The organism is Escherichia albertii (assembly GCF_028622335.1).
Classification (GTDB): domain Bacteria; phylum Pseudomonadota; class Gammaproteobacteria; order Enterobacterales; family Enterobacteriaceae; genus Escherichia; species Escherichia albertii.
Genome location: NZ_CP117568.1, coordinates 897,062 through 917,028, shown reverse-complemented (window position 1 = coordinate 917,028; position 19,967 = coordinate 897,062). Strand labels below are relative to the sequence as shown.

Here is a 19,967-nt window from a genome sequence, read left to right as displayed (position 1 = left end):
AACGTGATTACATACGCTCTACAGTCTCAATACCCAGCGTATCCAGACCCAGTTTCAGCGTTTTCGCGGTCAGTTGTGCCAGTTTCAGACGGCTGTTACGTACTTCTTCGTTTTCTGCGCTGAGGATCGGGCAGTGCTCGTAGAAGCCTGAGAACAGACCGGCCAGATCGTACAGATAAGCACACATCACGTGCGGCGTGCCTTCACGGGCGACCACGGTGAGGGTTTCTTCAAACTGCAACAGGCGAGCAGCCAGTTGCGCTTCACGATCCTCACGGATGATCACTGGTGCTGCAGCCAGTTGCTCTTCGCTAATTTCCGCTTTACGGAACACGGACAATACACGGGTGTATGCATACTGCATGTACGGCGCGGTGTTACCCTCAAATGCCAGCATGTTGTCCCAGTCGAAGATGTAGTCGGTAGTCCGGTTTTTGGAGAGATCCGCGTATTTCACCGCACCAATACCCACCGCGTTGGTCAGTTTTTCCAGCTCGTCGGCTGGCATATCCGGGTTCTTCTCTGCTACCAGACGACGTGCACGTTCCAGCGCCTCATCCAGCAGGTCTGCAAGTTTCACCGTGCCACCTGCGCGGGTTTTGAACGGTTTGCCGTCTTTACCCAACATCATGCCGAACATGTGGTGTTCCAGCGGCACGGATTCCGGCACGTAGCCCGCTTTACGGACGATTGCCCACGCTTGCATCAGGTGCTGATGCTGACGGGAGTCGATGTAATACAACACGCGATCGGCATGCAGTGTTTCATAACGGTATTTCGCACAGGCGATATCCGTGGTGGTGTAGAGATAGCCGCCATCTTTCTTCTGAATGATGACGCCCATCGGTTCGCCTTCCTTATTTTTGAACTCATCAAGGAATACGACGGTCGCGCCTTCGCTTTCTACTGCCAGACCTTTGGCTTTGAGATCTGCCACGATGCCCGGCAGCATCGGGTTGTACAGGCTTTCACCCATGACGTCATCGCGAGTCAGCGTCACGTTCAGACGATCGTAGGTGATCTGGTTCTGCGTCATGGTGATGTCGACCAGTTTGCGCCACATCTCGCGGAAATATTCGTCACCGCTTTGCAGTTTTACCACGTAGTTACGTGCACGCTCGGCGAACTCTTCATCTTCGTCGTAGTGTTTTTTCGCGTCGCGGTAGAAACCTTCAAGATCCGCCAGTTCCATGTCACCGGCATTTTCCTGCTGCTGTTTTTCCAGCCACGCAATCAGCATACCGAACTGGGTTCCCCAGTCGCCGACGTGGTTCGCGCGAATTACGTTGTGGCCGAGGAACTCAAGGGTACGTACTGCTGCGTCGCCAATAATAGTGGAACGCAGATGACCGACGTGCATCTCTTTCGCCACGTTCGGCGCGGAATAGTCAACGACAATAGTCTGTTTTTCTGGTGTAGCAATACCGAGACGGTCGGACGCCAGCGCCTGCTGAACATGTTCAGCCAGGAATGCAGGATCGAGGAAAATGTTGATAAAGCCCGGACCCGCGATCTCAACTTTGCTGGCGATACCGTTAAGATCCAGATGAGTCAGCACCTGCTCTGCTAATTGTCGCGGTGCCATACCCAGTTTTTTAGCAACTGCCATCATGCCGTTAGCCTGATAGTCGCCGAACTGAACTTTTGCTGACTGACGAACCTGCGGTTCGCAATCTGCAGGCGCGCCTGCCGCAATCATGGCCTGACGGACTTTTTCTGAGAGAAGAGCCTGAATATTCACCGGAATACCTTACATTGATGAAGCGAGCGAAAATTGCTCGCGCCAGTTAAAGAAATTAGGGCGGGAGTATACTGCAAATGGCTGTTTTCGTCAGCAACGTGCGCGCGGCGCACTGCCGTTTTTACTATTGCATCGGGTACTGCATGAAATCAGCGGTTGGTTGGGGAAGGGCAACAGGGTAAATTAGCGCTTTTACTGAAAGACGAAGAGTGATTATGGCGAACTGGCAATCTATCGACGAGTTGCAGGATATTGCAACAGATTTACCGCGATTTATCCATGCATTAGACGAACTTTCCCGTCGTCTGGGGCTGGATATCACCCCGCTGGCTGCCGATCACATATCCTTGCGTTGCCATCAAAACGCCACCGCTGAACGCTGGCGTCGCGGGTTTGAACAGTGCGGCGAACTCCTGTCAGAAAATATGATCAATGGCAGACCCATTTGTCTGTTTAAATTGCACGAACCGGTACAGGTTGCTCACTGGCAATTTTCCATTGTTGAGTTACCGTGGCCGGGAGAAAAACGTTACCCGCACGAAGGTTGGGAACATATCGAAATTGTTCTGCCGGGCGAGCCAGAAACGCTGAATGCGCGCGCGCTGGCGCTGCTTTCTGATGAAGGACTTAGCCAGCCGGGGATTTCGGTGAAGACCCGTTCTCCAAAAGGCGAACACGAGCGATTACCGAATCCGACGCTGGCGGTCACTGATGGCAGAACAACCATTAAGTTTCATCCGTGGTCCATTGAAGAGATTGTTGCCAGCGAACAGTCGGCGTAATTAAGGAGTCAAAATGGCATTACTGGAAATTTGCTGTTACAGCATGGAGTGCGCGCTGACCGCGCAACAAAACGGCGCAGACAGAATTGAATTATGCGCAGCCCCAAAAGAAGGAGGGTTGACGCCGTCGCTGGGCGTGCTGAAATCTGTGCGTCAGCAGATTACGATTCCTGTGCATCCTATTATCCGCCCGCGCGGTGGCGATTTTTGCTATAGCGACGCTGAGTTTGCCGCCATTCTTGACGATATCCGCACAGTTCGCGAATTAGGTTTTCCGGGGCTGGTGACGGGCGTTCTGGATGTTGATGGCAATGTCGATATGCGGCGAATGGAAAAAATAATGGCTGCCGCCGGGCCGCTGGTAGTGACTTTTCATCGCGCCTTCGATATGTGCGCTAACCCGCTAAATGCACTCAATAATCTTGCTGAACTGGGCGTTGCCAGGGTGCTGACTTCCGGGCAAAAATCTGACGCACTGCAAGGTTTATCAAAAATTATGGAACTTATTGCTCATAGTGACGCTCCAATCATCATGGCCGGAGCAGGAGTCCGTGCAGAAAATCTGCACCACTTCCTCGATGCCGGAGTGCTGGAAGTCCATAGCTCTGCAGGAGCGTGGCAAGCCTCACCGATGCGTTATCGTAATCAAGGATTGTCCATGTCATCAGATACACACGCGGACGAGTATTCGCGTTATGTTGTAGACGGGGCGGCGGTTGCTGAAATGAAAGGAGTCATCATGCGCCATCAGGCCAAATGATTTTTACCGTTGCATCATGTCGCCCAATATGATGCTTGCTCGTACCAGGCCCCTGCCCATTCAACAGGGGTCTTTTTTTGTCCCTGATCTGTATGAAAAACAAACAAAACCTGTATTGCATCGACGGGATTGTAAATCTGCGTTGTACAAAAAATAGCATTAAAAAGGTTACATACATTCATTTTAATTATGTGGTTTAATTTATTAAAACTGCCAAATATATATTAAAAATAATGTACAGAATCTTTCCTGGTTATTGATAGTTAAATTGCAATAAATCATATTCTTTACCTTTTATTTCAGGCAGTGTTGTATTGCTCTTATTTAATCAAAAATACGTTATATATTTATTTATACAGCAAGTGGATGTTGGACTTTAATTCGAGGGATATATGCGAAGGAAAAAACGCATTGGTTTAATTATGCTGGTAGTTGGTGTGCTCGTTGGTGTCGGTGGTTTGTTGTTGTCACAACACGTTTTGCATAAAACATCAGAAACTGCTTTTTGCCTGTCGTGCCACTCGATGAGTAAACCGTTTGAGGAGTATCAGGGAACTGTCCACTTTTCTAATCAGAAAGGGATTCGCGCCGAGTGCGCCGATTGCCATATTCCAAAGTCAGGCGTGGATTATTTATTTGCTAAATTAAAAGCATCTAAAGATATTTATCATGAATTTGTTAGTGGAAAAATAGACAGCGACGATAAATTCGAAGCCCATCGCCAGGAAATGGCGGAAACGGTCTGGAAACAATTAAGAGAAACAGATTCAGCGACCTGCCGCAGTTGTCATACGTTCAATGCTATGGATATTGCATCACAAAGTGAATCGGCCCAGAAAATGCATACCAAAGCACAAAAAGATGGCGAAACATGTATTGATTGCCATAAAGGAATTGCCCACTTTCCGCCGGAAATAAAAATGGATGACAACGCGGTGCATGAACTGGAAGTTCAGGCTGCTACATCTGTCACCAATGGCGCACATATTTATCCTTTCAAACCCTCTCGTATAGGCGAGCTGGCTACCGCGAATCCAGGTACGGATCTCACGGTTGTTGATGCCAGCGGCAAACAGCCAATTGTCCAGTTGCAGGGTTATCAAATGCAGGGCAGCGAAAACACGCTCTATGTTGCACGTGGTCAGCGGCTGGCAATAGCTACGTTAAGTGATGCAGGTATCAAGGCTCTTACTGTCATCAGCGAATGGCAGGCTGATGAATACGGTAATCAATGGCGTGCGGCGTCATTGCAGGGTGAGCTTCTTGATCCCGCGTTAGCGGACCGTAAACCGTTGTGGCAATACGCAGGAAAACTTGATGATACCTACTGCGCCGGGTGCCATGCACCTATTGCCGCAGATCATTACACCGTTAATGCCTGGCCCTCCATCGCCAAAGGAATGGGGGCTCGTACCAGCATGAGCGACAACGAACTGGACATTTTGACGAGGTACTTCCAGTACAACGCCAAAGATATAACTGAGAAAAAGTGATCCTGGTTGATCAGGGAGGAATTTATGACATTAACACGACGCGAATTTATTAAGCATAGCGGTATTGCTGCGGGGGCGCTGGTAGTGACCTCTGCTACGCCGCTACCCGCATGGGCAGATGAAAACGGCGGTAAAATTCTGACAGCGGGGCGCTGGGGGGCGATGAACGTAGAGGTGAAGGACGGAAAAATTGTGTCTTCCACCGGTGCGCTGGCAAAAACCATACCGAACTCTTTGCAGTCTACTGCGGCGGATCAGGTGCACACCACGGCGCGTATCCAGCATCCGATGGTCAGAAAAAGCTACCTTGAAAACCCGCTGAAACCGGCCAAAGGGCGTGGCGAAGATAGCTATGTTCAGGTGACCTGGGAACAAGCGTTAAAGCTGATTCATGAGCAGCACGATCGTATTCGCAAAGCCAACGGTCCATCGGCTATTTTTGCCGGTTCCTACGGCTGGCGTTCTTCAGGTGTACTGCATAAAGCACAAACGCTGATGCAGCGTTATATGAATCTGGCAGGTGGTTATTCCGGGCATAGTGGTGATTACTCTACCGGGGCCGCTCAGGTCATCATGCCGCACGTGGTGGGTTCCGTGGAGGTTTACGAACAGCAAACGTCCTGGCCATTAATTCTGGAAAATAGCCAGGTGGTGGTGTTGTGGGGAATGAACCCGCTTAATACCTTAAAAATTGCCTGGAGCAGTACCGATGAACAAGGGCTGGAATACTTCCATCAGCTGAAGAAATCGGGCAAACCGGTGATTGCCATCGACCCTATCCGTTCCGAAACAATAGAGTTCTTCGGCGATAACGCGACCTGGATCGCGCCGAATATGGGGACCGACGTAGCGCTGATGTTAGGCATCGCGCATACCCTGGTGACACAAAGCAAGCACGATAAAGCCTTCCTTGAAAAATACACCACCGGCTACCCGCAATTTGAAGAATATCTGACAGGCAAGAATGATAATACGCCGAAGAGTGCGGCCTGGGCGGCAGAAATTACGGGTGTCCCGGAAGCGCAGATTGTCAAACTGGCTGAACTGATGGCGGCGAATCGCACGATGCTGATGGCAGGCTGGGGGATCCAACGCCAGCAATACGGAGAACAGAAACACTGGATGCTGGTGACGCTGGCGGCAATGCTTGGGCAGATTGGTACGCCGGGCGGCGGTTTTGGTTTCTCATACCATTATTCCAACGGTGGTAACCCGACGCGTGTTGGCGGCGTGCTGCCGGAAATGTCTGCGGCAATTGCCGGACAGGCGAGTGAAGAAGCTGATGATGGCGGCATGATGGCAATTCCTGTTGCCCGCATTGTCGCTGCACTGGAAAATCCAGGTGGCAAATACCAACACAACGGTAAAGAGCAAACCTACCCGGATATTAAAATGATCTGGTGGGCCGGCGGCGGTAATTTCACCCATCACCAGGATACTAATCGCCTGATTAAAGCCTGGCAGAAACCGGAAATGATCGTCGTTTCTGAGTGTTACTGGACGGCAGCCGCCAAACATGCAGATATCGTATTACCGATCACCACATCGTTTGAGCGCAATGACCTGACGATGACCGGCGATTACAGTAACCAGCATATTGTGCCGATGAAGCAGGCAGTGCCTCCACAATTTGAAGCTCGCAATGATTTTGATGTGTTTGCCGACCTTGCGGAATTGCTGAAACCCGGTGGTAAAGAGATTTATACCGAAGGTAAAGATGAAATGGCGTGGCTGAAATTCTTTTATGATGCTGCCCAGAAAGGCGCCCGTGCGCAGCGTGTCAGTATGCCGGTGTTTGGGACCTTCTGGCAGCAAAATAAACTGCTTGAAATGCGCCGCAGCGAGAAGAACGAGCAATATGTTCGCTACGGTGATTTCCGTGCCGATCCAGTGAAAAATGCGCTGGGTACGCCAAGCGGCAAAATTGAAATCTATTCAAAAACGTTGGAAAAATTTGGCTATAAGGATTGCCCGGCACATCCAACCTGGCTGGCTCCAGATGAATGGAAAGGCACCGCTGACGAGAAGCAATTGCAGCTTCTGACTGCTCATCCGGCTCACCGTTTACACAGCCAGCTTAACTATGCTGAGTTGCGTAAAAAATATGCCGTTGCCGATCGTGAACCCGTCACTATTCACACTGAAGATGCCGCGCGATTCGGTATTGCAAGTGGCGATCTGGTGCGTGTCTGGAACAAACGCGGGCAGATTTTGGCAGGGGCCGTGGTGACAGACGGTATCAAAAAAGGCGTGGTGTGCGTACATGAAGGCGCATGGCCTGATCTGGAAAATGGTTTGTGCAAAAATGGTTGTGCGAACGTATTAACGGCGGATATTCCCAGCTCACAACTGGCGAACGCGTGTGCCGGCAATACCTCGCTGGTGTATATCGAAAAATATACGGGCAGTGTGCCGAAGTTAACGGCATTTGATCAGCCTGCCATCCAGGCATAAGAAGTGAATAGCGCCCGGAAAGGGCGCTGAGGTTATGCAAACGCAAAACTGCCAGATGCGTTATGCTTATCAGGCCTACATAACTTCTGCAATATATTGAATTTGCGGGAATTCGTAGGCCGGATAAGGCATTCATGTCGCATTTGGCAGTAATACCTGACCTTTACGGCTTACGCGCAATTAACACCGCGCGTTTAGGCGCAGGATAACCTTCCACCGTTTTGCCCGGATCATGCGGATCGAGAAAATCGGCCAGTGATTCTGTTACCATCCATTCGGTGCGTCGCTGCTCTTCCGTAGTGGTAACGCTCACATCCGCAATGCGGATATCAACAAAACCGCACTTCTTCAGCCAGTTCTTTAGCGCCAGCGCTGACGGAATAAAATAGACATTACGCATCTGTGCATAACGATCGCCTGGCACCAGTACGGTGTTCTCATCACCATCAATAACCAGCGTTTCCAGTACCAGTTCACCTTCATTCACCAGTTGATCTTTCAACTGCCAAAGGTGTTCCAGCGGTGAACGACGATGATAAAGCACGCCCATCGAAAATACGGTATCAAAGGCTTTCAGCGCTGGAAGCTGCTCAATCCCCAACGGTAATAAATGCGCGCGTTGATCATTACCCAGCAGTTTGCGTACCGCTTCGAACTGGCAGAGGAACAGTTGCGTAGGATCAATACCTACCGCCAGATGCGCTCCGGCGCCAATCATACGCCACATGTGGTAACCGCTGCCGCAGCCAACATCCAGAATGGTGCGCCCGGTTAAATCAGAAAGGTGCGGCAGAACACGATCCCATTTCCAGTCAGAACGCCATTCGGTGTCAATGTTGACGCCATACAGCGAGAACGGCCCTTTACGCCACGGCATCAGATTACGCATCAGGGTTTCAATGCGCTTAATCTGCCCGGCGCTCAGCGGCTCTTCGCTTTCAGCCGTCACGCTATGCAGTAAATCGAGACGATACGGTTTGATTTCAGGCAGAAATTCCACCGCATTGGACCACTGTTTAAACAGGCCGTGCTGCTGTTCACGCTGCCAGCTGGCAATCTGCGCGGGCAGGGTTTCCAGCCAGTGTGAAAGATGATTTTTGGCAATCAGAGAATAAAAGTTACCAAAGTCGATCATGCAGCGTCCTCTGCTTTTAATGCCACCAGTGAACCAAAGTTAAAGCACTGGAACCATAGCTCGCTATGTTCAAATCCGGCTTTATGCAAACGCGCTTTATGCGTTTCAACGGAATCGGTCAGCATCACGTTTTCTAACATACTGCGTTTCTGGCTGATTTCCAGTTCGCTATAACCATTGGCACGTTTAAAGTCATGATGCATGTTGAACAATAATTCACCGACTTTGACATCTTCAAAACTGAATTTTTCTGAAAGCACCAGGGCTCCGCCAGGATTCAGCCCTTGATAAATTTTATCCAGTAATGCCTGGCGCTCGGAAGGTGCCAGGAATTGCAGGGTAAAATTCAGTACCACCATCGACGCGTTTTCAATGGCGATATCGCGAATATCACCTTCAATCACGTCAACTGGCGTTGGCGCTTTGTAAGCGTCAATATGACGACGGCAACGTTCAATCATCGCCGGGGAATTGTCGATGGCGATAATCTTGCAATTATCATGGTGAATGTTGCGACGCACCGAGAGCGTCGCCGCGCCCAAAGAACACCCTAAATCGTAAACCTGCGTACCAGGTTGAACGAAACGTTCAGCCAGCATGCCAATCATTGAAATAATATTGGAGTAGCCGGGGACGGAGCGCTGAATCATATCCGGGAAGACTTCGGCTACCCGTTCATCAAAGGTCCAGTCGCCCAGGCTGGCGATAGGGACAGAAAATAGCGTGTCGCGGTGAGACATAACGTAAAAATCCGGGAAAAAGAAAGTGGCGTATTGTGCGCTAACGCAGGGAGAAAACCAACTCCCAGGGCATGTACCAAAGATTTGCCAGCACCATCAGCAACAGCGCACACCAGGTGGCGCTCATGCCGGAACGCCGCCAGCGAAACAGACGATGATGAAAACCGTAATAGTGCATCAGACGACCAGCAAGCAAAATAATGCCGCAAATATGCACCATCCAGGTTTCGGCGCCATTCATTTCCATAAACAGCATCAACACAATCGCGATAGGAATATATTCTACCGCGTTGCCGTGAATGCGAATGGCGCTTTGCAGTTCGCTAAAACCGCCGTCGCCATAGGCAACGCGATATTGCATTCGCAGGCGAACAACATCAAAAGAGAACTTCATTAATAACAACGCACCTAAAACGGCATACAGCGCGCTTACCATACAAACTCCCTTTAAAACGGCCAATGGCACCTGTCTATGATAGGTGGCAAATTCAGAAAAGAGAAGATTGCTGTGGGATTGCCGGGACTGCTCCGATCACTGGAAGTATGGCGCGCAAGTCTTCCCACAGGGTATGTACCAGCTCTGGCGCCTGGGCGATATCCGGCGTATGCAGAAAAAGATACGGTGTTGTGCTCTGATGCCACTGGGCTAATTTCTGTAACCAGACCTGAAATAACTCCCGGCTTTGTGTCATATCATCGCTGCCAATAAAACGGATCAGCGGGTTTGTTGCCGTCAGGACCGCATGCACCGGAACCTTTGGTTTTTTACGTTGGGCGTCGCGAATGGCTTCATTATGTGGGCGTGCGGCATGAACCGGGCGGCTGTCCAGTATTACCCTATTAATGCCACGTTGATGCAAGCCGCGATTAAGCGTTTGTTCTTCTTCCCCTTTGGCAAAAAATAGCGGATGGCGAACTTCCACACCGTAGGTAAACTCGCCAGGCAGAGTATCGAGAAAATGCCAAAGCGCAGGCAGATCCCGTGGACCGAAGGTAGCGGGTAATTGCAGCCAAAATTGCCCAATGCGTGGTGCCAGCGGCGACATACGGGTGAAAAACTCTGTCACTAAATCGTCGCAATGACGTAATGCAGCCTGATGCGAAATAGTTGCGGGGAACTTAAAACAAAAACGGAAATCGTCGCTGGTTTGCTCACGCCAGCGCAGCACAACTTCCGCTTTCGGCAGTGCATACAGAGTAGTGTTGCCCTCTACGCAGTTAAAGTGGCGGGCGTACTCTTCCAGACTGGTGATCCCCAGACGTCCCCATTTAGGATGCGACCATTGCGGCAGACCGATGTAAATCATAACGCGTTGAGGATCTCTTCCACACTACGCACACGGGCAATGCGCGGATAGATATGCTTGATGCTGTTATTGTGCTGTTCGGCGCTGGCTGCGCTACAGGCATCTTCGGCTATCACCAGATTAAAACCTAACTCCCAGGCGTTGCGGGCAGTGGACTCGACGCCGATATTGGTGGATATGCCGCATAAGACGAGGGTGTCAATACCGCGGCGGCGTAATTGCAACTCCAGATCCGTACCGTAAAACGCTCCCCATTGGCGTTTTATTATTTCGATATCGCTGTCAGTCGCGCCCAATGCCGCGGGATGCCGCCACCAGTTTTCCGGCAACGCTCTGGCAGGCGAGGGCGCATCGACGGGCTGTTTTAATGCTTCGGCGTAATCGCCAGACCAGCCGACGCGCACCAGAAACACGGGTTGCCCGTTAGCCCGAAATTTAGCCGCCAGTTTTCCAGCTCGACTCACCACTTCCTCGGCAGTATGTGGACCACCAGCAAAAGGAAGGATGCCTTCCTGTAAATCGATTACCACTAATGCGGTGGTTTTGGCATTAAGTTCCAGCATGATGTCTCCAGATAAAACAAAATCGAGCCTCTCACCTTAATGCGATTAGCCGATGGCTGAGTGACAAATTTTGTTAATTTTTATGAGTTCGGGCAACACCTTTATAGCAAACAGGGGTAGAGTCTGATTCCGACCCTGATATAAAGTGGTAACGAGTCGTTCCAGAGAGGGCCAGACTCTTACGGTGCGGCAGAATTTCCAGTATAATAGCCGCCTTTTTTCATTCAGTTGTGACATACAGCTAACGCTGCGACTTAGGTCACCTGCGCAGCAGGGGACATCCGCCGGCAGCTAAGTTAAGGGATATCTCATGCGTACAGAATATTGTGGACAGCTTCGTTTGTCCCACGTGGGGCAGCAGGTGACTCTGTGTGGTTGGGTCAACCGTCGTCGTGATCTTGGTAGCCTGATCTTCATCGACATGCGCGACCGCGAAGGTATCGTGCAGGTATTTTTCGATCCGGATCGTGCGGACGCGTTAAAGCTGGCCTCTGAACTGCGTAATGAGTTCTGCATCCAGGTGACGGGCACCGTACGTGCGCGTGACGAAAAAAATATCAACCGCGATATGGCGACCGGCGAAATCGAAGTGCTGGCCTCCTCGTTGACCATCATCAACCGCGCAGACGTTCTGCCGCTTGACTCTAACCACGTCAACACCGAAGAAGCGCGTCTGAAATACCGCTATCTCGACCTGCGTCGCCCGGAAATGGCTCAGCGTCTGAAAACCCGCGCTAAAATCACCAGCCTGGTGCGCCGTTTTATGGACGACCACGGCTTCCTCGACATCGAAACTCCGATGCTGACCAAAGCTACGCCGGAAGGCGCGCGTGACTACCTGGTGCCTTCTCGTGTGCACAAAGGTAAATTCTACGCGCTGCCGCAATCCCCGCAGCTGTTCAAACAGCTGCTGATGATGTCTGGTTTTGACCGTTACTATCAGATCGTTAAATGCTTCCGCGACGAAGACCTGCGTGCCGACCGTCAGCCTGAATTTACTCAGATCGATGTGGAAACCTCTTTCATGACCGCGCCGCAAGTGCGTGAAGTGATGGAGGCACTGGTGCGTCATCTGTGGCTGGAAGTGAAGGGCGTGGATCTGGGTGATTTCCCGGTAATGACCTTTGCGGAAGCTGAACGTCGCTACGGCTCCGATAAACCGGACCTGCGCAACCCGATGGAACTGACTGACGTTGCCGATCTGCTGAAATCTGTTGAGTTTGCAGTATTTGCAGGTCCGGCGAACGATCCGAAAGGCCGTGTTGCCGCTCTGCGTGTTCCGGGCGGCGCGTCGCTGACCCGTAAGCAGATCGACGAATACGGTAACTTCGTTAAGATCTATGGCGCGAAAGGTTTGGCTTACATCAAAGTCAACGAACGCGCGAAAGGTCTGGAAGGTATCAACAGTCCGGTGGCTAAATTCCTTAATGCTGAAATCATCGACGCCATTCTGGATCGCACCGCCGCACAAGATGGCGATATGATTTTCTTCGGCGCAGACAACAAGAAAATTGTTGCCGATGCAATGGGCGCGCTGCGTCTGAAAGTGGGTAAAGACCTTGGTCTGACTGACGAAAGCAAGTGGGCGCCGCTGTGGGTTATCGACTTCCCAATGTTTGAAGACGACGGCGAAGGCGGTCTGACGGCAATGCACCATCCGTTCACTTCACCGAAAGACATGACGGCGGCAGAGCTGAAAGCTGCACCAGAAAATGCGGTGGCGAATGCTTACGATATGGTCATCAATGGTTACGAAGTGGGCGGTGGTTCTGTACGTATCCATAATGGCGACATGCAGCAGACGGTATTTGGCATTCTGGGTATCAACGAGCAAGAACAGCGTGAGAAATTCGGCTTCCTGCTGGACGCCCTGAAATACGGTACGCCGCCACACGCGGGTCTGGCATTCGGTCTTGACCGTCTGACTATGCTGCTGACCGGCACCGACAACATCCGTGATGTTATCGCCTTCCCGAAAACTACGGCTGCAGCGTGTCTGATGACTGAAGCACCGAGCTTTGCTAACCCGACTGCACTGGCTGAACTGGGCATTCAGGTTGTGAAGAAGGCTGAGAATAACTGATATGGCTAAAGTACACGAAATCATTCGCGTTGTATCAAGGCGGCAACTGAGTGAATTCCTATGAGCATAGACAACTATGTGAATGGGATGAGCGAAGATTGCCAGCGAAGAGGCGACGTGGAGGATAAAGTGTATAAGCGCCCCGTTTCGGTCTTAGTGGTTATCTATGCCCAGGATACGAAACGAGTGCTGATGCTACAGCGGCGTGATGACCCCAGCTTCTGGCAGTCGGTAACCGGCAGTGTGGAAGAGGGAGAGACCGCGCCGCAGGCTGCCATGCGCGAAGTAAAGGAAGAGGTCACCATTGATGTTGTCGCTGAACAACTGACCTTAATTGACTGCCAGCGTACGGTAGAGTTTGAGATCTTTTCACATTTACGTCATCGCTATGCGCCGGGCGTGACGCGTAATACGGAATCATGGTTCTGTATTGCGCTACCGCACGAGCGTCAGGTCGTATTTACCGAGCATCTGGCATACCAATGGCTTGATGCTCCCTCTGCGGCGGCACTCACCAAGTCCTGGAGCAACCGGCAGGCGATTGAACAGTTTGTAATTAACGCTGCCTGAACAGGCAGAGCTATTTTGGAGATATTTTTATGGCAGGTCATAGTAAATGGGCCAACACCAGACATCGTAAAGCTGCGCAGGATGCTAAGCGCGGTAAAATCTTCACTAAAATCATTCGTGAGCTGGTGACGGCCGCTAAGCTGGGCGGTGGCGATCCAGATGCTAACCCGCGTCTGCGTGCAGCAATTGATAAAGCGTTGTCTAACAACATGACCCGTGACACCCTGAACCGCGCTATCGCACGTGGTGTAGGTGGTGATGATGGTGCGGACATGGAAACCATCATCTACGAAGGTTACGGTCCTGGCGGCACGGCAATCATGGTTGAATGTCTGTCTGATAACCGTAATCGTACTGTTGCTGAAGTGCGTCACGCATTCAGCAAATGTGGCGGTAACCTCGGTACTGACGGTTCCGTAGCCTATCTGTTCAGCAAAAAAGGTGTGATCTCCTTCGAGAAAGGCGATGAAGACACCATCATGGAAGCAGCGCTGGAAGCTGGGGCGGAAGACGTTGTGACCTATGATGACGGCGCAATCGACGTCTACACTGCATGGGAAGAGATGGGTAAAGTCCGCGATGCTCTGGAAGCTGCAGGCCTGAAAGCAGACAGTGCAGAAGTTTCCATGATCCCGTCGACCAAAGCGGATATGGATGCAGAAACCGCACCGAAACTGATGCGTCTGATCGACATGCTGGAAGATTGCGACGATGTTCAGGAAGTTTACCATAACGGTGAAATCTCTGATGAGGTTGCAGCGACCCTCTAATGAGGCCAGCTAAACAGCACAACGGAGACGCGTGATGGCTATAATTCTCGGCATTGATCCGGGTTCGCGCGTTACCGGCTATGGCGTGATCCGCCAGGTAGGCAGGCAACTGTCCTACCTGGGTAGCGGATGCATACGCACCAAAGTGGATGATTTACCGTCTCGTCTGAAACTTATTTATGCGGGCGTGACGGAAATCATCACTCAGTTTCAGCCCGATTATTTCGCAATCGAACAGGTCTTTATGGCGAAGAACGCTGACTCTGCCCTGAAATTAGGACAGGCGCGCGGCGTGGCGATTGTTGCGGCGGTGAATCAGGAATTGCCGGTATTTGAATATGCTGCTCGCCAGGTGAAGCAAACGGTGGTGGGTATTGGTAGTGCTGAAAAAAGTCAGGTGCAACATATGGTGCGCACCTTGCTGAAACTTCCTGCTAACCCGCAGGCGGACGCCGCCGATGCGCTGGCGATTGCTATCACCCACTGCCATGTCAGCCAGAATGCGATGCAGATGAGCGAATCGCGGCTGAATCTGGCCAGAGGGCGACTGCGTTAAATTATACCGCCTCGGTCAGCTTTGGCCGAGGCGTTTCTACCCCTTCCATATAAATCAACGTCAGAGCGGGATGATGCCACAAGCTCGCGGGCGTAACCGTTTTACGTTCCCACGGAATTGAGCCTAAAAACCAGAACTTCCAGAAGGTGAGTTTTGCATTCGGATTGCTGTTTAACAGTTCTCCAAACGTCTCTATTTCGCCCACCGGAATACACAACGCTTCTTTATAAATATCAAACACAAATTTAGAGCAGAACTGGCGTGATGATTCGTACTTAAATCCAGTATGGTACAGTTTTCGCAGCCGGGAGGGGACCTGTTCAACAAGACGTTGTTTTTGCTGTTCTGTTAGCCCAACGCCTAATCGCTTTACAGCATAACGTTGATTAGAGGAACGTTTAATAAAACGGGACAGAGTGGTAATAGTGGAGAGCGGTACGCGACTTTCGGCAACGAGAAAATCTTCTCCATTATGACCGATAATGATACCAACGTGATTGCTCCAGCAATTTGATGCAGCAGAAATTTGGCCAAATAATGCAGCACCTATACATGTAAAGACAATATCGCCAATTTCATATTCAGCAGGATAATTGATATTCACTGTGTCAATCCATTATTAATGGGTGGTTTAGGGGGGATTTATCCCGGGGGAAAGTAACATCAGGGATAAAGATTAACAAGGCGTATTTTATATTTGCTGAATTAATATATTTTATATTTTTATTTTTCATGTGAATGAAATGGCCAATTCTGTTGACCATAATGTTAAGTGAGAACAGAATGAAAATAGAATTGTGAAATGTGCTGAAGGGATTCTTATGGTTGGCTGTCGGCGATTTATCAACAAGATAATGAGTATTATCTTAAAGCTGTCTGGTATTACTGAATGATATTACGGACGATACGGCGATGAAATGGCTTTGGCAAATTTATATTATTCTGTTTTTTCTTTTTATCCAGTTTATTATCGCTGGTTTCTCCTCCTGTTTTATCGATCTCACAGAGGCGAATACCGCCGCCTTGTTACTGGCTCCTGGAACCATTTCATTACTCTTTTTTTTGTTGCCATTTGAAAATCTACGTGGGCTATATCGGATATGTGCAGCGATTGCATCAGTGGCACTTACCGTTACGTTTAATTACTGGCATCTGGTAGATGGTAATAAAGAACTGGTTCTTGTCGCGCAATTAGCCTTATTCATCGGATGTATGGCTTATGCCAGTGAAAGATATAAAAAGAGGCTGGTGCTGTCATCTTTGCTGCTGGCTGCGCTCTGTATAGCAGGTGTACTACGGCAAGTCTGGCTCGAAAGGCAGTTTTATCAGGTCAATATTTGTATTGTTAATAAAGCTGGAGGGTGTGGCGCCAGTAACCATTGTTTTCGTGATATTGAGCAAAGGCGTTGTGATACCAGCGAATACAGCAATGATTTATTTACTGGCGAAGAATATGTCAATGTCTGGTTTGACTATGTCAATGGTACTCCTCTGGTGAATGTTGCAGGACAGAATGATAAATCAGCCCAGTACATGCTATGTGGAAACACGTTACTTCCCGTTGGCCGGACTGGTGAAATAATATGCGAATCGCGGTGAATAATTTGGGTTTATCATCAATATCTCGCTGGATATCTATCCAGCATTTTTTTATCATACAACACTATCTTTAATTCGTTATCCTGGAGCGTCATGTGATAGGCAGACTCAGAGGCATTATTCTGGAAAAACAACCCCCGCTGGTGTTACTTGAAGTGGGCGGCGTAGGCTATGAAGTTCATATGCCGATGACCTGTTTTTACGAACTCCCGGAAGCGGGGCAAGAAGCGATTGTTTTCACTCACTTTGTGGTACGTGAAGACGCGCAACTGCTGTACGGTTTTAACAATAAACAAGAGCGCACGCTGTTTAAAGAGTTGATCAAAACTAACGGCGTTGGCCCAAAACTTGCTCTGGCGATTCTGTCTGGCATGTCAGCACAGCAATTTGTAAATGCCGTTGAGCGTGAAGAACCTGCGGCGCTGGTGAAGTTGCCTGGTATAGGTAAGAAAACCGCCGAACGCCTGATTGTTGAAATGAAAGATCGCTTTAAAGGCTTGCATGGCGATCTGTTTACACCTGCGACAGATCTGGTACTGACATCCCCGGCAAGTCCGGCAACTGAAGATGCCGAACAGGAAGCGGTTGCTGCGCTGGTGGCGCTGGGCTATAAACCACAAGAAGCCAGCCGCATGGTGAGCAAAATCGCTCGGCCTGATGCCAGCAGTGAAACATTAATTCGCGAAGCCCTGCGCGCCGCGTTATGAGGTAAAGGATGATTGAAGCAGACCGTCTGATTTCTGCCGGTACGACTTTGCCGGAAGATGTGGCAGATCGCGCCATTCGCCCCAAATTACTTGAAGAGTATGTTGGTCAGCCGCAGGTCCGCTCGCAGATGGAGATTTTCATCAAAGCGGCTAAACTGCGCGGGGATGCCCTCGATCATCTGTTGATATTTGGTCCGCCAGGGTTGGGGAAAACCACGCTTGCCAACATTGTCGCTAATGAAATGGGTGTTAATTTGCGCACAACGTCTGGCCCGGTTTTAGAAAAAGCGGGCGATCTGGCGGCAATGCTCACTAATCTTGAACCGCACGATGTGCTGTTTATCGATGAAATTCACCGTCTTTCGCCGGTCGTGGAAGAGGTGTTGTATCCGGCAATGGAAGACTACCAACTGGATATCATGATCGGTGAAGGGCCCGCGGCGCGTTCGATTAAAATCGATCTTCCACCGTTTACCCTTATTGGCGCGACCACTCGTGCTGGTTCGTTGACGTCGCCATTGCGCGATCGTTTCGGTATTGTGCAGCGTCTTGAGTTTTACCAGGTTCCCGATTTGCAATATATCGTTAGTCGTAGCGCGCGTTTTATGGGGCTTGAGATGAGTGACGATGGCGCGCTGGAAGTGGCGCGTCGGGCGCGTGGTACGCCACGTATCGCCAACCGCCTGTTGCGTCGCGTGCGCGATTTTGCCGAAGTGAAACACGATGGCACCATTTCAGCAGACATCGCTGCCCAGGCGCTGGACATGCTGAATGTCGATGCCGAAGGTTTCGATTATATGGATCGTAAATTATTGCTGGCGGTGATCGATAAGTTTTTCGGCGGTCCGGTAGGACTGGATAACCTGGCGGCAGCCATTGGCGAAGAGCGCGAAACCATTGAGGATGTGCTGGAACCTTATTTAATTCAGCAGGGCTTTTTGCAACGTACGCCGCGTGGGCGTATGGCAACAGCGCGAGCGTGGAACCATTTCGGCATCACGCCGCCAGAAATGCCGTAGGTCGGATAAGGCGCTTGCGCCGCATCCGACATTGGCAATGAGCCTGATGCGACGCTGTTCGCGTCCTGTCAGGCTTGCCAGAAGTAGCAAACCCGTAGGTCGGATAAGGCGTTTACGCCGCATCCGACAATTGTATTCAGGTACAAATTAACTGGCCTGTTTTTTCATCATGCTGATGATAAACAGCAGCGCGGCGCACAGCACCACTGACGGACCTGCTGGCGTATCATAAAACGCGGAAAAAGTTAAACCGCCTGTTACGGCTACCATTCCCACTATAACGGCGGTGCCAGCCATCTGTTCTGGCGTGCGGGCGAAGCGACGTGCTGTGGCGGCTGGAATAATCAGCAGTGAAGTAATAATCAACGCGCCGACAAACTTCATCGCTACACCAATTGTCAACGCCGTTACCAGCATCAACAATAACTTAACACGCTGTAATTTCACGCCATCGACAAACGCCAGGTCAGGACTAATGGTCATCGACAGTAAATTACGCCATTGCCAGAACAGAATTGCCACGACAATAACAACGCCAATTGCGATGGATATAAGATCTTCCGGTGTTACAGCTAACAAATCACCGAACAGATATGCCATCAAATCAACGCGGATGTTAGACATCAGACTGACGACCACCAGACCCAGCGACAATGCGCTGTGCGCCATAATGCCCAGTAGGGTATCAATCGCGAGTTGTGGACGCTTTTCCAGCCACACCAGGCCGCCCGCCAGCAGTAGCGTAACAGCAATCACCGCATAGAATGGATTAACATTCAGCAATAAACCAAACGCGACGCCAAGTAACGACGCGTGAGCCAGCGTATCGCCAAAATATGACATACGACGCCAGACAACAAATGAACCCAGTGGACCTGCGGCACAGGCCAGCATGATCCCGGCTAACCAACCGGGAAATAATAATTCAATCATGAGCGATCATTTCCCCGACGTAGAATAATCCGACCCTGTAAATCGTGGCGGTGATTATGATGATGGCGGTAAATTCCCAGTTGCTCCGCACCGCGAGGGCCAAACATTGAAATAAATTCTGGATGCAGAGAAACCACTTCCGGGGTGCCAGAACAGCAGATGTGATGATTCAGGCAAAGTACTTCATCGGTTTTTGCCATCACCAGATGCAGATCGTGGGAAACCATTAAAACGCCACAATTCAGCTCACGGCGCAACTGGTCTATAAGATCATATAACGCGACCTGACCGTTTACGTCCACGCCCTGCGTGGGTTCATCCAGCACCAATAACTGCGGTTTATTTAACAATGCGCGAGCCAGCAGTACGCGCTGTGTTTCACCGCCTGAGAGTTTTTGCATTGGCGCATCAATCAGATGCCCGGCCTGTACCCGTTTCAGTGCAGGAAGGATATCTTCTTTATGCGTATCAGGGCGTAAGCGTAAAAAACGGTTTACAGTCAGTGGCAACGTGGTGTCGAGATACAGTTTTTGCGGCACATAGCCGATGCGTAGTTTTCCGTAGCGCTTGATAACACCTTCATCAGGTGTCACCAGTCCGAGTACGACCCGCACCAGCGTAGACTTACCTGCGCCGTTCGGCCCAAGTAAGGTCAAAATTTTTCCAGGTTTTAATTCCAGCGACACATCAGAGAGGACGCGGCGTTGGCCAAATGAGACCGAGACGTTTTCCAGGGAAACCAGACTTGTCATGTT

At 50.4% G+C, this 19,967-nt stretch carries 20 protein-coding genes; 11 read left to right on the top strand and 9 right to left on the bottom strand.

The window, feature by feature from the left end:
- Window positions 1-7: 7 nt before the first annotated feature.
- A complete protein-coding gene (argS, locus tag PS053_RS04450; protein WP_256878934.1) occupies window positions 8-1,741 on the bottom strand; it encodes an arginine--tRNA ligase in 1,734 nt (577 codons plus the stop codon).
- Window positions 1,742-1,956: 215 nt separating this feature from the next.
- Here argS and PS053_RS04445 point away from each other — a divergent pair, with 215 nt between their 5' ends.
- The 4 genes from PS053_RS04445 (at window position 1,957) to torZ (ending at window position 7,230) form a co-directional block, all read left to right on the top strand.
- On the top strand, window positions 1,957-2,523 hold the full coding sequence (locus PS053_RS04445) for a VOC family protein (protein ID WP_010338136.1): 567 nt from the start codon (window positions 1,957-1,959) through the stop codon (window positions 2,521-2,523).
- A gap of 13 nt (window positions 2,524-2,536) precedes the next feature.
- Entirely contained in the window at window positions 2,537-3,283 is a 747-nt protein-coding gene (gene cutC / locus PS053_RS04440) for a copper homeostasis protein CutC (RefSeq protein ID WP_054411268.1), read from the top strand.
- Between the two features lie 392 nt (window positions 3,284-3,675).
- The gene (locus PS053_RS04435; RefSeq protein WP_001253146.1) at window positions 3,676-4,776 is read left to right on the top strand and encodes a NapC/NirT family cytochrome c; all 1,101 of its coding nucleotides are present in this window, start codon (window positions 3,676-3,678) and stop codon (window positions 4,774-4,776) included.
- Between the two features lie 24 nt (window positions 4,777-4,800).
- A complete protein-coding gene (gene torZ / locus PS053_RS04430; RefSeq protein ID WP_000176859.1) occupies window positions 4,801-7,230 on the top strand; it encodes a trimethylamine N-oxide reductase TorZ in 2,430 nt (809 codons plus the stop codon).
- Window positions 7,231-7,393: 163 nt separating this feature from the next.
- Here torZ and cmoB read toward each other — a convergent pair whose 3' ends face one another.
- The 5 genes from cmoB to PS053_RS04405 are packed head-to-tail and all read right to left on the bottom strand — an operon-like array spanning window position 7,394 to window position 10,975.
- Window positions 7,394-8,365: a tRNA 5-methoxyuridine(34)/uridine 5-oxyacetic acid(34) synthase CmoB gene (cmoB, locus tag PS053_RS04425; protein WP_000564757.1), complete on the bottom strand. Its 972-nt coding sequence runs from the start codon at window positions 8,363-8,365 to the stop codon at window positions 7,394-7,396.
- The gene (gene cmoA, locus PS053_RS04420) at window positions 8,362-9,105 is read right to left on the bottom strand and encodes a carboxy-S-adenosyl-L-methionine synthase CmoA (RefSeq protein ID WP_256878935.1); all 744 of its coding nucleotides are present in this window, start codon (window positions 9,103-9,105) and stop codon (window positions 8,362-8,364) included. Before cmoA ends, cmoB begins: the two co-directional genes overlap by 4 nt.
- 40 nt (window positions 9,106-9,145) lie before the next feature.
- Window positions 9,146-9,541 (bottom strand): MAPEG family protein, encoded by a 396-nt coding sequence (locus PS053_RS04415; protein WP_002462319.1) that lies wholly within the window; start codon window positions 9,539-9,541, stop codon window positions 9,146-9,148.
- 52 nt (window positions 9,542-9,593) lie between these two features.
- Window positions 9,594-10,412 carry a DUF72 domain-containing protein gene (locus PS053_RS04410; protein WP_000639245.1) on the bottom strand — a complete coding sequence of 273 codons (819 nt, stop codon included), beginning with the start codon at window positions 10,410-10,412 and terminating at the stop codon, window positions 9,594-9,596.
- Window positions 10,409-10,975 carry a hydrolase gene (locus PS053_RS04405; protein WP_000891645.1) on the bottom strand — a complete coding sequence of 189 codons (567 nt, stop codon included), beginning with the start codon at window positions 10,973-10,975 and terminating at the stop codon, window positions 10,409-10,411. Before PS053_RS04405 ends, PS053_RS04410 begins: the two co-directional genes overlap by 4 nt.
- A 310-nt stretch (window positions 10,976-11,285) precedes the next feature.
- Here PS053_RS04405 and aspS point away from each other — a divergent pair, with 310 nt between their 5' ends.
- From aspS to ruvC, 4 genes are all read left to right on the top strand, one after another.
- Window positions 11,286-13,058: an aspartate--tRNA ligase gene (gene aspS / locus PS053_RS04400; RefSeq protein WP_044708890.1), complete on the top strand. Its 1,773-nt coding sequence runs from the start codon at window positions 11,286-11,288 to the stop codon at window positions 13,056-13,058.
- Between the two features lie 117 nt (window positions 13,059-13,175).
- Window positions 13,176-13,628, top strand: a complete 453-nt coding sequence (nudB, locus tag PS053_RS04395; protein WP_010338146.1) for a dihydroneopterin triphosphate diphosphatase — start codon at window positions 13,176-13,178, stop codon at window positions 13,626-13,628.
- A 29-nt stretch (window positions 13,629-13,657) separates the two neighbouring features.
- Window positions 13,658-14,398: a YebC/PmpR family DNA-binding transcriptional regulator gene (locus tag PS053_RS04390; protein WP_000907237.1), complete on the top strand. Its 741-nt coding sequence runs from the start codon at window positions 13,658-13,660 to the stop codon at window positions 14,396-14,398.
- A 34-nt stretch (window positions 14,399-14,432) separates the two neighbouring features.
- A complete protein-coding gene (gene ruvC / locus PS053_RS04385; protein ID WP_001295503.1) occupies window positions 14,433-14,954 on the top strand; it encodes a crossover junction endodeoxyribonuclease RuvC in 522 nt (173 codons plus the stop codon).
- Window position 14,955: 1 nt separating this feature from the next.
- On the opposite strand, the gene PS053_RS04380 is transcribed toward ruvC, so the two are convergent.
- Complete coding sequence (locus PS053_RS04380; protein ID WP_256878936.1) at window positions 14,956-15,558, bottom strand: YebB family permuted papain-like enzyme; 603 nt, start codon at window positions 15,556-15,558, stop codon at window positions 14,956-14,958.
- A gap of 308 nt (window positions 15,559-15,866) precedes the next feature.
- Between PS053_RS04380 and PS053_RS04375 the strand changes: the two genes are divergently transcribed.
- From PS053_RS04375 to ruvB, 3 genes are all read left to right on the top strand, one after another.
- Entirely contained in the window at window positions 15,867-16,553 is a 687-nt protein-coding gene (locus PS053_RS04375) for a hypothetical protein (protein ID WP_054411264.1), read from the top strand.
- A gap of 95 nt (window positions 16,554-16,648) precedes the next feature.
- Window positions 16,649-17,260, top strand: coding sequence for a Holliday junction branch migration protein RuvA (ruvA, locus tag PS053_RS04370; RefSeq protein WP_000580343.1), 612 nt, complete (start codon window positions 16,649-16,651; stop codon window positions 17,258-17,260).
- 8 nt (window positions 17,261-17,268) lie between these two features.
- Window positions 17,269-18,279 (top strand): Holliday junction branch migration DNA helicase RuvB, encoded by a 1,011-nt coding sequence (gene ruvB, locus PS053_RS04365; RefSeq protein ID WP_000568517.1) that lies wholly within the window; start codon window positions 17,269-17,271, stop codon window positions 18,277-18,279.
- Between the two features lie 147 nt (window positions 18,280-18,426).
- Here ruvB and znuB read toward each other — a convergent pair whose 3' ends face one another.
- Together znuB and znuC are read right to left on the bottom strand one after the other, a co-directional pair.
- Complete coding sequence (gene znuB / locus PS053_RS04360; protein WP_059215729.1) at window positions 18,427-19,212, bottom strand: zinc ABC transporter permease subunit ZnuB; 786 nt, start codon at window positions 19,210-19,212, stop codon at window positions 18,427-18,429.
- A complete protein-coding gene (znuC, locus tag PS053_RS04355; protein ID WP_000203005.1) occupies window positions 19,209-19,964 on the bottom strand; it encodes a zinc ABC transporter ATP-binding protein ZnuC in 756 nt (251 codons plus the stop codon). The genes znuB and znuC overlap by 4 nt, the downstream gene beginning before the upstream one ends.
- Window positions 19,965-19,967: the final 3 nt, after the last annotated feature.